The 13,064-nt window shown below is 69.1% G+C and carries 9 protein-coding genes; 6 read left to right on the top strand and 3 right to left on the bottom strand.

All coding sequences use genetic code 11. The features are described from left to right. Nucleotides 1-1,326: a lipopolysaccharide biosynthesis protein gene (locus BDK89_RS15005; protein WP_133869719.1), complete on the bottom strand. Its 1,326-nt coding sequence runs from the start codon at nt 1,324-1,326 to the stop codon at nt 1-3. Nucleotides 1,327-1,404: 78 nt separating this feature from the next. Further along, nucleotides 1,405-1,767: a hypothetical protein gene (locus BDK89_RS15000; RefSeq protein ID WP_133869718.1), complete on the bottom strand. Its 363-nt coding sequence runs from the start codon at nt 1,765-1,767 to the stop codon at nt 1,405-1,407. Between the two features lie 187 nt (nt 1,768-1,954). Here BDK89_RS15000 and BDK89_RS14995 point away from each other — a divergent pair, with 187 nt between their 5' ends. Genes BDK89_RS14995 through BDK89_RS14985 form a run of 3 tightly spaced genes read left to right on the top strand, consistent with a single transcriptional unit; the run spans nt 1,955 to nt 7,162 of the window. Continuing rightward, complete coding sequence (locus tag BDK89_RS14995) at nt 1,955-5,278, top strand: glycosyltransferase (RefSeq protein ID WP_133869717.1); 3,324 nt, start codon at nt 1,955-1,957, stop codon at nt 5,276-5,278. Then, complete coding sequence (locus BDK89_RS14990; RefSeq protein ID WP_133869716.1) at nt 5,275-6,708, top strand: DUF5719 family protein; 1,434 nt, start codon at nt 5,275-5,277, stop codon at nt 6,706-6,708. Before BDK89_RS14995 ends, BDK89_RS14990 begins: the two co-directional genes overlap by 4 nt. A gap of 4 nt (nt 6,709-6,712) precedes the next feature. Continuing rightward, on the top strand, nt 6,713-7,162 hold the full coding sequence (locus BDK89_RS14985) for a thioredoxin domain-containing protein (protein WP_133869715.1): 450 nt from the start codon (nt 6,713-6,715) through the stop codon (nt 7,160-7,162). 48 nt (nt 7,163-7,210) lie between these two features. Here the strand turns inward: BDK89_RS14985 and ftsH are convergent, their stop codons facing one another. Then, nucleotides 7,211-9,187: an ATP-dependent zinc metalloprotease FtsH gene (ftsH, locus tag BDK89_RS14980; protein WP_133869714.1), complete on the bottom strand. Its 1,977-nt coding sequence runs from the start codon at nt 9,185-9,187 to the stop codon at nt 7,211-7,213. A 92-nt stretch (nt 9,188-9,279) separates the two neighbouring features. On the opposite strand from ftsH, the gene BDK89_RS14975 reads away from it, so the two are divergent. The 3 genes from BDK89_RS14975 to BDK89_RS14965 all read left to right on the top strand — a co-directional run bounded on the left by BDK89_RS14975 (nt 9,280) and on the right by BDK89_RS14965 (nt 13,060). After that, nucleotides 9,280-9,504 carry a DUF3499 family protein gene (locus BDK89_RS14975; RefSeq protein ID WP_133869713.1) on the top strand — a complete coding sequence of 75 codons (225 nt, stop codon included), beginning with the start codon at nt 9,280-9,282 and terminating at the stop codon, nt 9,502-9,504. Between the two features lie 74 nt (nt 9,505-9,578). Further along, nucleotides 9,579-10,271 (top strand): CPBP family intramembrane glutamic endopeptidase, encoded by a 693-nt coding sequence (locus BDK89_RS14970; RefSeq protein WP_133869712.1) that lies wholly within the window; start codon nt 9,579-9,581, stop codon nt 10,269-10,271. A gap of 53 nt (nt 10,272-10,324) precedes the next feature. Further along, a complete protein-coding gene (locus BDK89_RS14965) occupies nt 10,325-13,060 on the top strand; it encodes a hypothetical protein (protein WP_133869711.1) in 2,736 nt (911 codons plus the stop codon). Nucleotides 13,061-13,064: the final 4 nt, after the last annotated feature.

Below are 13,064 nucleotides of genomic sequence, written 5' to 3'. Positions count from 1 at the left end.
TCAGCCCTCGACGGGCATGTCGGTGATGGCGTCCATCACCGAGTCGCTCGTGGGCGTCGCCCCCGACGACAGCTTCTGACGCAGCGCGAACGCGAAGATCGCGAGCGCCGATGCGCTCGAGATCACGAGGCCGATCTCGATCCGGCGGAACAGCAGGTCGCTCGACAGCCACGTGCCGAGGACGAACATCACCACGCCGACGCTCCACCCGAGTGCGACCCATTTGTGGCCCTGGAGGGCAATGACGGCCTGCGCGGTGGCGAGCCCGGCCATGTAGATGGCGCTCGACAGGGCGAGCATGGCGAGGGTGCGGCCCGACAGTTCGGTGTCGTACACGGTTTCGATCACGAACGGGCCGATGATGAACGCACCGGCGGTCCCGACGACGCCGACCGCGGCGACGAGGTACATCAGCTTGCGGAGACCATCGCGGAACTCGGCGAACTCGCCCTTGGCCGCGAGGCGCGACAGCCGCGGGAGCAGGGCGGCCTGGACGGCCTGGAACAGGAAGAGCGGGATGCGGGCGAGCAGCACGCCGTAGCCGAATCGTGCGACGAGGCCCTGCTCGTTCGGGCCGGCGAGGAGGGTGGCCGTGACCGGGCCGGCGTTGAGCAACGCCGCTGCGCACACGGTGCCGACGAGCAGCCAGCCGAGGTTCTGGCTGACCTCCTGCCATTCGGCGGGCGGACCGGGCTTGGTGCGGAGCTGGCCGCGGAGCCCGACGTAGGTGACGGGCACGAGCGGGGCGAGCGCCACGGCGAAGCCATAGGGCCCGGCGGCGGTGATGCCGATCGCCGCCAGCGCCACGCAGGCGACGATGCGGACGATGCCGTCGGAGCTGATGACGATCGCGTACGACGTGAAGCGACCGGTACCGGCACAGATGCCGCGGGCCAGGTGAGCGGGTGCGTAGGCGACGAACGCGGTCGCGAGCGCGGCGAACATCCACCAGTCGCCGTCGAAGTACTCGGACGTGATGATCGGGCTCGCGAACAGGATCGCGACGAGAACGAGCCCGACGATGATCGCGCCGAGGGTGACGAGGCGCTTGACGACGGGGAGCCCGCCTTCGGCGCGGGCCTTGCGGTGCGAGAGCGCTCGACCCATCTCCTGCTCGAGCGGGAGGAAGAAGCCGGGAGCGAGCGAGAAGGTCGCGAACCAGAGCGAGACGATCGGGGCGAACGCCTCTTCGCTGCCGAGTGCCTGCTCGCCGACGATGAAGAAGGCGTACGTCGCGATGCCCGCGACGAGCAGGCTCAGGCCGACCGGCAGGGTGCCTTCGGGGAGGGGGACGCGACGAAGCGCAGGAGAGGCGGACGAGGACACGAGGTCTCTACGTTATCCGCCGTCCTGCGCTTCGTGGGGGGACGGTGCGGGCGTTCGGCCCGCGCGATGTCGGTCGGTTCAGGCGGCCTTGGTGGCGAGCTTGCGGACCTCGCTGTCGACCTTCTGGGCGGCGATCACCCAGGCGCCGATGCCGGCGTAGGTGACGTCACGGACGAAGTCGGCGACGCGGTCGACCTCGGCCGGCACGTCGATCTCGGGCATGTCGAACTTCGGCAGGTCGAACTTCGGCATATCGAACTTCGGCAGGTCGATCTCGGGCATCTCGAACTTCGGGAAGTCGAACGTGGGCATGTCGAACTCGGGGAGTTCCACCTTGCGGGGGTCGAGCTTCGACAGGTCGAGGTTCGTGAAGTCGATCTTGGTGACGTCGAGCTTCTGGAGGTCGAGCTTGCGGGGGTCGAGGGCGGTGATGTCGATCATGGTGGTGCCTTTCGGGTTCCGGCGGTGTGATTGCAAGTGTGCCTCAGAGTGCTAACTATTGCAAGCACTTCGACGGGATTTCCGGTTGAAGGGGCTGTGACGTCGGTAACAGCGTTCGCGTGCGTCGAGCCCCTCGAGGTCGATCCGCCGCCAACTCGGCACCGCGCGGGAGTAGCCTCGATCCATCGTGGAGACGGACCCCCAACTCGTTCCGTCGGTCGTGTCCGTGATGGTCGTGCACGAACCGGGTGACTGGTTCGACGAGACCCTCGCATCGCTCGCCGCCCAGGACTACGCCAACTTCCGCACCCTCTTCCTGCTCACCGAGCGCGACGACGGCCGTGCGGCGGACATCTCGGCGCGCATTCGCGACGTGCTCCCGAGCGCGTTCATCCGCACCCTGCCCGGCACGATCGGGTTCGGCGCCGGTGCCAACGAGGTGTTGCGACTCGTCGAGGGCGACAACGGCTTCTTCCTGATCTGTCACGACGACGTCGCCCTCGCACCCGACACCGTTCGGGTGCTCGTCGCCGAACTGTTCCGCTCGAACGCCGGTGTCGTCGGGCCCAAGCTCGTCGACTGGGACGAGCCCCGGCGTCTCCAGCACGTCGGCCTCGGCCTCGACCGCTTCGGCGAGGTCGACAGCATCATCGAGCCGGGCGAGTTCGACCAGGAGCAGCACGACGCCGTTCGCGACGTGTTCGTCCTGCCGTCGGCCTGCTTCCTCGTCCGTGCCGACCTCTTCCGCACCCTCGGCGGCTTCGACCCGGCCATCACGTTCCACGGCGACGACGTCGACCTGTGCTGGCGTGCCCACATGACGGGGGCCCGGGTGGTCGTCGTGCCCGATGCCGTCGTCCGCCACCGCGAACAGCTCGAGCTGCGCCGACCCGACCTGCCGCACCGCACGATGCGGGCCCGGCACCGGATGCGGGTCGTCGCCACCCTCACGGGGGCGTCGCGACTGCTCGGGCGTTCGATCCAGATGGTCCTGCTGACCATGGTCGAACTCGTCGTCGGCCTCTTCACCGGCCGGTTCGGCGAGGCGCTCGCCTCGCTGCGGGCGCTCGGCGGGCTGATCCCGCGCACCGGGTCGATCGTCAAGCGTCGGCGAGCGATCGCCGGTCAGCGGATCGTGCACGAACGCGAGGTGCTGAGCCTTCAAGACCGCGGCAGTTCGCGCCTGACGTCGTACCTGCGCGGCAAGGAGACGACGACGTACGTCGGCGCCGACAGCACCGTCCGGCGGTGGCGCGAGGCTTCGTTCGGACCGCCGCTCGCCTGGTTCCTGGTCGTGCTGGCCATCGTGATCGGCAGCCGCCAGTTCATCCGCGGGGGCGTGCCGTCGGTCGGCGAGTTCCTGCCGTTCCCCGAGAGTCCCGGCGACCTGCTCACCGACTATCGGTCCAGCTTCGACGGCCGGTCGTTCGGTTCGGCGTCGCCGCTGCCGACCGGCTGGGTCGTGATGGCCGGCGCCTCGGTGCTCACGCTGTTCCGGATGCAGGCGCTGCTGATGTTCTCGATCGTCGGCGGCTATCTCGTCGGAGCGCTCGGTGCCTGGCGCCTCGTGACCGTGTTCCCGCTCAACCGGGCGCGGATCGCCGGCATGGTGGTCTACGTCGGGACCCCGCTGGTGCCAGGGCTGCTCGGGCACGGTGACTGGTCGACGATCGCCTGGTACGCGGCACTGCCCTGGCTCGTCCACCTCGTGCGCCGCGCCGCCGGCCTCGAGCCGGCCGACCCGACCGTCGTCGACCTCGACATCACCGACGGCATCGCACCGGTCGGCTGGCGCCACCGCGTCCGTGCGATCGGCTTCCTGAGCCTCGTACTGGGCGTCGCCACGGCGTTCGTGCCCGTCGTCATCGTGCTGTGGGCCGTCGTCGGACTCGTGCTCGGAGTCGCGACGCTGATCGCCGGTGGCTCGTGGAAGGTCGCGGCCTGGCTGAGCGGTGCCACCGCCATCTCGGTCGTCGTCGCCTTCGTCCTGAACCTGCCGTGGAGCCTCGAGTGGATGCAGGGCGCGCTGTGGAGCCCGGAGGCGTCGGGCTCGACCGGGCGCTCGATCGCCGACATCGCGACGCTCGGCACCGACGACCAGCGCTTCGTCGTGCTGGCGTTGGCGCTGTACGTGCCGGTCATCGCTGCGGTGGCGATCACCCGCGCCTGGCGCTTCACCTGGAGCGTCCGTGCTGCGGCACTCGTCGTCGTGTTCGGCGCCGCGCTGATCGCCGTCGAATGGGACGTGATCGGCCTCGACATCGACCCGATGCTGCTCGCACCGCCGATCGCGCTCGGTCTGGCGCTCAGCGCATCGGCGATCGCCGGCGGCTTCGGTACCGACGTGCTGGCCCGAGGCTTCGGCTGGCGTCAGCCCGTCGCCGTACTCGCCAACCTCGCCGTGATCGTCGGGCTCGCCCCGGCGATCCTCGCCGTCGGCAACGGCCGATGGGACGCCCCGAACACCACGATGGCGTCGCTGCTCGCCGCCCAGTTGCCCGATGATCCGGCGGCCGGCGACTACCGGGCGTTGTACGTCGGCGACCCCCGTCTCCTCCCGGTGCCCGGTCGCACGTTCCAGCCGGGCGTCGCCTACGCCGTCACCGACGACGGCCCACTCGAGTTCACCGACCGGTTTTACGTCCCCGACACCCGCGGTGACGAGGCGATCGAGGAGGCACTGGCGTTGATCGCGAGTGGCTCGACGCTCCGTGCGGGCCGCCTGTTGGCGCCGCTCGGTATCCGGTACGTCGTGATCCCGTACGCCGACGGTGCGAACTCGACGACCGCCGACCCGCTCCCGCTGCCGGACGGTCTCGTCGCCGCGTTCGAGAACCAGCTCGATCTCGGGGCGATCTACGGCCCGCCGTCGCTCGAGATCTTCGTCAACCAGGCCTTCATCCCCGTCGGTGCTCAGCTGACGGGTGCCTCCGCCGAGGCGTCGCGCATCGCCGGCGAGGAGAACCTCGCCCAGGTCGACCTGGAGGCGCAGCCGTCGATGCTGGGTGTCGACACCGGTCCGCCCACCGCCGCGAACCAGGTCATCCCCGGCGTCGTCCACATCGGCATCCCGTACGACGAACGCATCACCTTGACGGTCGACGGCGACGACGTGCCCGGCCGCCCCGGCTTCGGCGTGACCACGGCGTTCGACGTCGACGCCGCCGGCACCGGACGCATCACCTACGACCGCGACGAGAGTCGCGGCTGGTGGACGGCCACCCAGCTCACGTTGTGGTTCGTCGTCTTGGTCGTCGCCGCGGGCGCCCGTGCGCCGTTCGTGCGCCGCCGTTCCGGCCCGGCGCACGACGAGACGCTCATCGACCTCGACGAGCAGTGGGACGATCACGGCGACACCGTGTACGACCGCGACCCGACCGGCGGCATCGCCGGCGAGGCACTCGACCCGACGCTCGCGATCGAGGTGCCCGACGAGGAGTGGCTCGACGACGTGCCCGATGACGGACCGGATGACGGTCCGGGCGGCGAGCCCACGGAGGATCGATCGTGAAGCGCCGACTGCCCGGACTCTTGCTCGTCCTCGTCGCCGTCGTCGGTGTCGTGGTCGCCTCTCGCAACACGGCCGAGTCGTCGGTGCCGCAGTTCAGCGTCACCACCGCGGGGTGGATGCCGTCCGCTCCCGCCGCCGGTGGTCTCATCGAGTCGTGGTTCTGCCCCGGTGTGCCGGCGACGGGCGTCGACGGCGTGGACGGTGAGATCGTCATCGCCAACCGCGGTGGCCAGTCGCTCGAAGGCACGGTGCTCGTCCTCAACGACGACGCCGAGAGTCGACGACTCGATCTGCTCGTCGATCCGTGGACGACGGCGACGCTCGACCTCGACGAGACCCTGCCCGGCGCGATCACCGGCGCCGTGGTCGAGATCGAGGGTGGCGGTGCGCTCGTCGAGCAGGTGGCGCTGAGCCCCGATGGAAACAGCTACGCCGCGTGTGCGAACGCCACGTCCGACGCCTGGTATCTCGCCGACGGGTTCACCGTCGAGGGCAGCATCGACCAGGTCATCCTCACGAACCCGTTCGAGCAGACGGTGGTCGCCAACCTGTCGTTCTCGACGCAGGAGGGCTACCGCGAGCCGGGTTCGTACCGCGGTCTCACGGTGCCGCCGCGCAGCATCCGGGTCGTCGACCTCGGCGCTCCGGGCGCCGGCGCCCAGAGCGAGCCGGTGTTGGCGGTCGACGTCGAGGTGACGCGTGGCCGTCTGGTCGTCGGACGTTCGCAGGACTTCGTCGGCGGCGGCCGCTCGGGCACCCAGGTCTCCCTCGGTTCGCCCGTGACCCGTGAGCAGTGGTGGTTCTCGAACGGTGCGTCCGGTCCGGGTATCGACGAGGAGTACGTCATCTACAACCCGACCTCGCAGTCGGTCGAGGTCGACGTGCTGTTCATCGGCATCGAGACGCCGGTGCTGGTCGATCCGATCGAGGTGCCCGCCCGCCAGGTCGTCACCTACGACTCGAGCACGCAGGAAGGACTGCCCGACGGCGGTCACGCGGTCGTGTTCGCCACGGCCTCGAGTGAACCGTCAATCGTCGTCGATCGGGTGATCACCGAGACCGACGGCGAGGTGCGCGGCACCGGTGTGCTCACCGGTGCGCTGGCCCGCAACGGCTACGTCGCCTCCACGTGGTACGTACCGCGCGGCCCCGAGGAGTCGGTGAGCGAGGCGATCGTCATCTACAACGTCGACAACGAGCCAGGCACCGTCACGGTGTCTGCCGTGGGCACCTCCGGCCCGGTTCCGATCGAGGGGCTGATCGACGTCGACTACGGCGCCGCCGGGCGCGTGTCGCTCGATCTCGACGATCCGTTGATCGCCGGACGCCAGCTGATCGTCGAGGGAACGACGCGCATCATGGTCGAGCGGTCGTTCCCGAACGGTGTCGGTGGTCTGCGGACCCCGTCGTGGGCGATCCCGCAGGGCTGAGCCGATGGAACGGTTGCTCATCGCCGTCGCCGTCGTGGCGATCGCTGCGATCGTGGGCGAGGTCGTCCGCCGACGTCGTGCGATCGACCCGCCGACCCAGCCGAAGTTCGAGGCGCCGGCCCAACTCGACCGCGCCGACTTCGACGGTGACGGCTGGCTGGTCGCCGTGTTCACGTCGGAGACCTGCTCCACGTGCGCCGACGTCGTCAACAAGGCCGAGGTCGTCCGCAGCGACGAGGTGGCCGTCGAGGTGGTGCCGTTCCAGAGCCGCAAGGCCCTGCACGAGCGCTACTCGATCGACGCGGTGCCGTGCCTCGTGATCGCCGACGCCGACGGAGTCGTTCACCGGGCCTTCCTCGGCCCGGTCACCGCCACCGACCTGTGGGCAGCGATCGCCAACGCCCGCGAGCCCGGCAGCATCGACCAGAGCAACGGCTGCGGCAACCACGACTGACCCCCGAAAACGCCGAATGTCGGTTGATGTCTGACATCAACCGACGGGTTACTCGGGGGTGCCGAGGACGTTGGCGTCGATCTGTTCGTCGACGCCGGCCTCGTCGAGGCCCTGCTGGATCAGGCGGGCGACCGCCGGTCCGTCGATCGTCTCGTGCTCGAGGAGCGACTCGGCGATCAGTTCGAGGCCACGGCGGTGCTTGGTGAGCAGGTGATGGGCACGCTGCTCCTGGCCGTGCAGGATCTTGGCGATCTCGTCGTCGAGCAGCTTGGCCGTCTCGTCGGAGTACTCGCGGCCCTGCGACATCAGGTCTTCGCCGAGGAACACCTGCTGCTGGCTGTGCCACGCCATCGGGCCGACCTCGTCGCTCATGCCCCACTCGCGGACCATGCGGCGGCCGATGTTGGTGGCCTGCTCGAGGTCGTTGGCGGCGCCGGAGTTGAGGTGCCCGAAGACGATCTTCTCGGCCACGCGGCCGCCCATCGCCTTGCAGATCGTGTCCTCGAAGTACTCCTTGGAGTACGTGTGACGCTCCTGGGGGAGACTCCACGTGACGCCGAGTGCCATGCCGCGGGGGAGGATGGTGACCTTGTGGAGCGGGTCGCCGTTCGGCAGCACCACCGACAACAGGGCGTGACCGCCCTCGTGGTAGGCCGTGGCCCGCTTCTCCTCGGCGTTCATGATCAGCGACTCGCGCTGGGCGCCGAGCACGACACGGTCGCGGGCGTTCTCGAAGTCGATCCGTTCGATCTCCTTCGAGCCACGACGGACGGCGATGAGCGCCGCCTCGTTGACGAGGTTGGCGAGATCGGCGCCGGCCATGCCGGGCGTCGCCCGCGCCATCGTGTCGAGGTCGACGTCGCCGCCCATCCGCTTGTCGCGGCTGTGCACCTCGAGGATCGCCTTGCGCTCCTCGTACTCGGGCAGCGGCACGACGATCTGGCGGTCGAAGCGGCCGGGGCGCAGGAGCGCCGGGTCGAGGATGTCGGGGCGGTTGGTGGCCGCCATGATGACGATGCCCTCGGACGTCTCGAAACCGTCCATCTCGGACAGCATCTGGTTGAGGGTCTGCTCGCGCTCGTCGTGACCGCCACCCAGACCGGCACCACGCTTGCGGCCGATCGAGTCGATCTCGTCGATGAAGATGATGGCCTTGCCCATCCGGCGGGCCTGCTGGAACAGGTCGCGGACGCGGGAGGCACCGACGCCGACGAACATCTCCATGAAGTCGGAGCCGGTGACCGAGAGGAACCCGACACCCGCCTCGCCGGCGACGGCTCGGGCGAACAGGGTCTTGCCGGTGCCCGGAGGGCCGACCAGCAGCAGGCCCTTCGGCACGCGGGCGCCGATCTCGTGGAATCGCTCGGGCATGCGCAGGAAGTCGACCGCTTCGGTGATCTCCTGCTTGACGCCCTCGTAGCCGGCGATGTCGGCGAACGTGGTGGACGGCTTGTCGGCCTGGTACGCCTTGGCCTTGCTGCGCCCGATCGACATCACGTTGCCCATCTGGCCCTGCGCACGGCGCTGGAGCCAGACGAAGAAACCGATGATCAGCAGGATCGGCAGGAGCAGGCTGAGGATGCCGAGGAACCAGTTGCTGCTCGGCTGGGTGAAGTTGAAGTCGGGGACGTTCTCACGGATCGTCGCCTCGTCGGCGTCGGACGGACCCGCTGCCTGGCCGGTCGTGTTGAACCGGTCGCCGGTGTCGAACTCGCCGGTGATGCTGCCGGTCTCGTTCTCCCATTCGGCCTGCACGACGTCGCCCGCGGCGACCTCGGAGATGAACTCGGAGTAGGAGATCTCGTCACCGTTGTCGCCGGACGTGAACGCCGGCACGAGGACGATCGCGAGGAACAGGCCGACCGCGATCCAGGGCAGCCAACGCTTGACCCACGGCGGCGTGGAGCCGCGCTCCTCGTCGTCGCCACCGGAGGTGGGACGCCGGTCGGGCCGCTCGGGCCTCTGACCAGGCGATCGCCCGTTCCCCGGTGGTGGTGGAGGTGGAGGCGGAGGCAGCTTGTCCATTGCCCCACAATCCTACGGTCGTTCGGCCGCGAAACGGGGCCGCTGCGAAGTGGTCCGCCTTCAGCGAGCCCACAGGATCTACCGTGTCACACGTGGCGAGACAGTGTTCGAGGACGGGATGCAGCGAGGCGGCGACCGCCAGCCTCACCTACGACTACGCCCATGCGATGGCGTGGCTCGACCCGCTGCACGCCGAACGCGACCCGCACGCCTACGACCTGTGTGAGCGTCACGCCGCTCGCCTGTCGCCCCCACAGGGCTGGCAGCTGCGTGACCGGCGCTTCGTCGAACCGGCGAGCGCCCTGATCGCCGTCTGAGATCGCCGTCCGAGATCGCCGTCCGACCGGTGCGGTCGAACGGCGGCGGTGCCACAGCGGTACCCTGCCCCGCCGTGCATGTCCCACTCAGAGTCGCCGGCTTCGCCTGGGTCACCGGCTGGATCGTCGGTGGACTCCTGCTCGCCTGGCTGGCGCTGGCCGCGATGGGTGTCGACCTGTCGGGCGACCAGGACCTCACGATCCCCCAGCTCTCCGTGTCGGCGGTCGCGCAGTGGACGGCCTTCGGCGTGGTGCTGTTCGTCGTCAGCCGCCAGTTCGGCACCGGTGAGCCCCTGGTCGACTACGCGGTCGTGTTCCGCCCGGTCGACCTGCTCGCCGTCCCGGCCGGCGTGATCGCCCAGGTCGCAGCCCTACCGGTGCTGTACTGGCCGCTCCAGCAACTCTGGCCCGACACCTTCTCGCAGGAGGCACTCGAGGAACGGGCGCGTGACCTCGCCGACAGCGCATCGGGCGGCGACGTGGTGTTGCTCGTCCTCGTGGTCGCGATCGGGGCGCCCATCTTCGAGGAGTTGGTCTACCGAGGACTGCTGCAGCGATCGCTGGTCGACACGATCGGGCGCTGGCCGGGCCTGGTGGCCGCGTCGCTGTGGTTCGCTGCGATCCACCTGGCGCCCGTCGAGCTGCCCGGTCTGTTCATGGCGGGCATGGTGTTCGGCGGCGCCATGCACCTCACCGGACGGCTCGGGCCGGCGATGCTCGCCCACTTCGGCTTCAACGCCGCCGGGCTGGCGATCGCCTTTTCGTAGATCTGCCTCGATGACCGCCCACCGTGGCCACCGGCTGACACAATGGATCGGTCATGACTGATCGACTCGACCCCCCAACCGACGCGCCCGACGAGGCGTCGACGGTCGACGAGACCACGATTCCCGTCGACGAACCGATCGATGAGGGTCCCGTCGGCGACACGGAGACCGAACCGTCGCTGCTCCATCGTGCGGGTGCCCGCATCGTGCGTCGACCCGTCGCCTGGTGGCGGCGCCCCTGGACCGACGAACGCATCGTGCGGGTCTCGTTCACGACGCTGACCCTGCTCGTCACGACGTACATCATGACCAACGTCGTCCACCTGAGCATCCTGCCGGGCCGCGACCTCGTGTTCGACGACACGACGCCGACGGGTGGCGACTTCGGCGCCCACGTGTGGGGACCCGCTTATCTACGCGACCACCTGCTCGGCGGTTTCCGACTCAACGGGTGGACGATGGACTGGTACGCCGGTTTCCCGGCCTACCGCTTCTACATGGTGCTGCCGGCGCTGGCCGTCGTGCTCGTCGATCTGGTGCTGCCGTACGGCGTGGCACTCAAGCTCGTCAGCGTGCTCGGCCTCATCACCCTGCCGTTCTCGTGCTGGGCGTTCGGCCGACTCGCCTCGTTCAAGTACCCGCTGCCCGAACTGTTCGCCTTCGCCGGACTGTCGTTCGCCCTCGACGAGAGCTTCTCGATCTACGGCGGCAACCTCAAGTCGACGATGGCGGGCGAGTTCTCGTTCTCGATCTCGCTGTCGATCGCCATGCTGGCGCTCGGCCTGCTGGCGAACGGGCTCCGCACCGGCCGGTACCGGGTGTGGACCTCGGTGTTGCTCGCGGCGGCGTGCGTCTCCCACGGTGTCGTGCTGATCGCGTTCCTGGTGCCGGCGGCGGTCGTGTTCTGCCTCATCTGGATCGACCGGACGCGCTGGCGCTACGCGTGGACGGTCGGCGTCACGACGATCCTGCTGTCGGCCTGGTGGGTGCTGCCGTTCCTCTGGGATCACGAGTACCACACCGACATGAAGTACGGAGCGCTCACCAACTGGTGGGAGATGTACTTCCCGCTGACGATCCCGCTCGACATCATCATCACGACGCTGGCGATCCTCGGGTTCCTGTTCAGCATCCTGCGACGCGACCTGAACGGGTCGGCGCTCGGCGTGCTTGCGCTGGTGCTCGTCGCCGGCGTGTATCTCGGCAAGGACTCCATCCCGGGTCTCGGCCTGCTCTGGAACCCGCGCGTGCTGCCCGGCCTGTACCTCGTGCGCTACCTGCTCATGATGATCGGCGCCTACTCGCTGCTCGCCCTGATCTGGAACGCGATCCGAGACCGGCGGGCGAACGACGAACCGTCCGCCGTCGCAGCGACCGGCCTGGCAGTCGTGCCCGCGGTCGGCGTGCTCGTGGTGCTCGGATTCCTGTTCCAGGAACTGCCGGGCGGCGGCAACACGACCCTCGACGACGGCACCTCCGTCTACTCGTGGGGCCCGTTCGTCGCCACCTCGACCAACGCCGACGCCCAGGGCGACGGCTGGTCGAGCTACAACTTCCGCGGCTACGAAGGTCGCGGCCAGTACTACACCGAGTACCGCCAGGTCGTGACGACCATGGAAGGCCTCGGCGACGACCCGAACCACGGGTGTGGACGTGCGCTCTGGGAGAACTCGGGCGACAACGGCCAGTACGGCACGACGATGGCGCTGATGCTCCTCCCGTTCTGGACCGACGGCTGCATCGGTTCGATGGAGGGTCTGTTCTTCGAGGCGTCGGGCACGACGCCGTACCACTTCCTGACGGCAGCGGCGATGTCGAAGCAGTCGTCGAACCCGGTTCGCGAACTCCGCTACACCGACAACGACGCATCGGTCGGCGTGCGCCACCTGCAGGATCTCGGTGTGCGGTATGCGATGGTCCGCACCGACGAAGCCAAGAACGAGGCCGCACAACAGCCCGAACTCACCCTGGTCGCCGAGTCGGCGCCGTGGGAGATCTACGAGGTCGCGAACAGCGACATCGTCGTCGGGCTCGACATGCAGCCCGTCGTGGTCGAGGAGCGCCTCGGCGACGGCGACGGCGCGAACGATCCTCGTGAACGCCTGCTCGAGATCGGCGCCAGCTGGTTCCAGCAGCCCGACGAATGGGTGGCGATGCCCGCCGAGGGCGGCCCCGACTCGTGGCAGCGGATCGATGTCGAGCCCGACCTGACGCGACGCCTCGAAGAGGGCGACCCGAACGGACCACGGGTCGACATCGTCGTGCCCGCCGAGCCGATCGAGCCCGTCCCGCTGCCGGCCGTGACGGTCAGCAACGTCGAGATGTACGAGCAGTCGCTCGAGTTCGACGTCGACCAGGTCGGTGTGCCGGTGCTCGTCAAGGTGTCGTATTTCCCGAACTGGCAGGCCGACGGTGCCGAGGGGCCGTGGCGGATCGGGCCCAACATGATGGTCGTCGTCCCGACCGACACCCACGTCGAGTTGTCGTACGGGCGCAGCGCCGCCGACTACCTGTCGATCCTGCTGACGCTGTTCGGCATCGCCCTCTGTTTCTGGTGGCGACGCGAGGGCGACGTCGTCCATGGCGCCCCGGTGCCGGCCGGCTTCGGCAAGCCGACCGACGCAGACGGCGACGACGGTGACATCGACGACGAGCTGACCGACGGATCGACCGGTCATGCGCCGCGCGACGAATGGTCGACCGATCGACGCACGGAGGTCGAGCTGGTGCCGTCCGGGGCACCCGACGACTCGTCGGCACCGGCCGACGACGAACCCCCGCTAGCGTAAAGGA

The sequence above is a fragment of the Ilumatobacter fluminis genome (genome assembly GCF_004364865.1).
GTDB classification, from domain to species: domain Bacteria; phylum Actinomycetota; class Acidimicrobiia; order Acidimicrobiales; family Ilumatobacteraceae; genus Ilumatobacter; species Ilumatobacter fluminis.
This window is presented reverse-complemented; position numbering and strand designations above follow the sequence as displayed.

Bases quoted from the DNA above. Each gene is read 5' to 3' on its own strand.
- BDK89_RS14985 (WP_133869715.1), top strand. From the start codon at position 6,713: ATGGAACGGTTGCTCATCGCCGTCGCCGTCGTGGCGATCGCTGCGATC.
- BDK89_RS14965 (WP_133869711.1), top strand. From the start codon at position 10,325: ATGACTGATCGACTCGACCCCCCAACCGACGCGCCCGACGAGGCGTCG.
- ftsH (WP_133869714.1), bottom strand. From the start codon at position 9,187: ATGGACAAGCTGCCTCCGCCTCCACCTCCACCACCACCGGGGAACGGG.
- BDK89_RS15000 (WP_133869718.1), bottom strand. From the start codon at position 1,767: ATGATCGACATCACCGCCCTCGACCCCCGCAAGCTCGACCTCCAGAAG.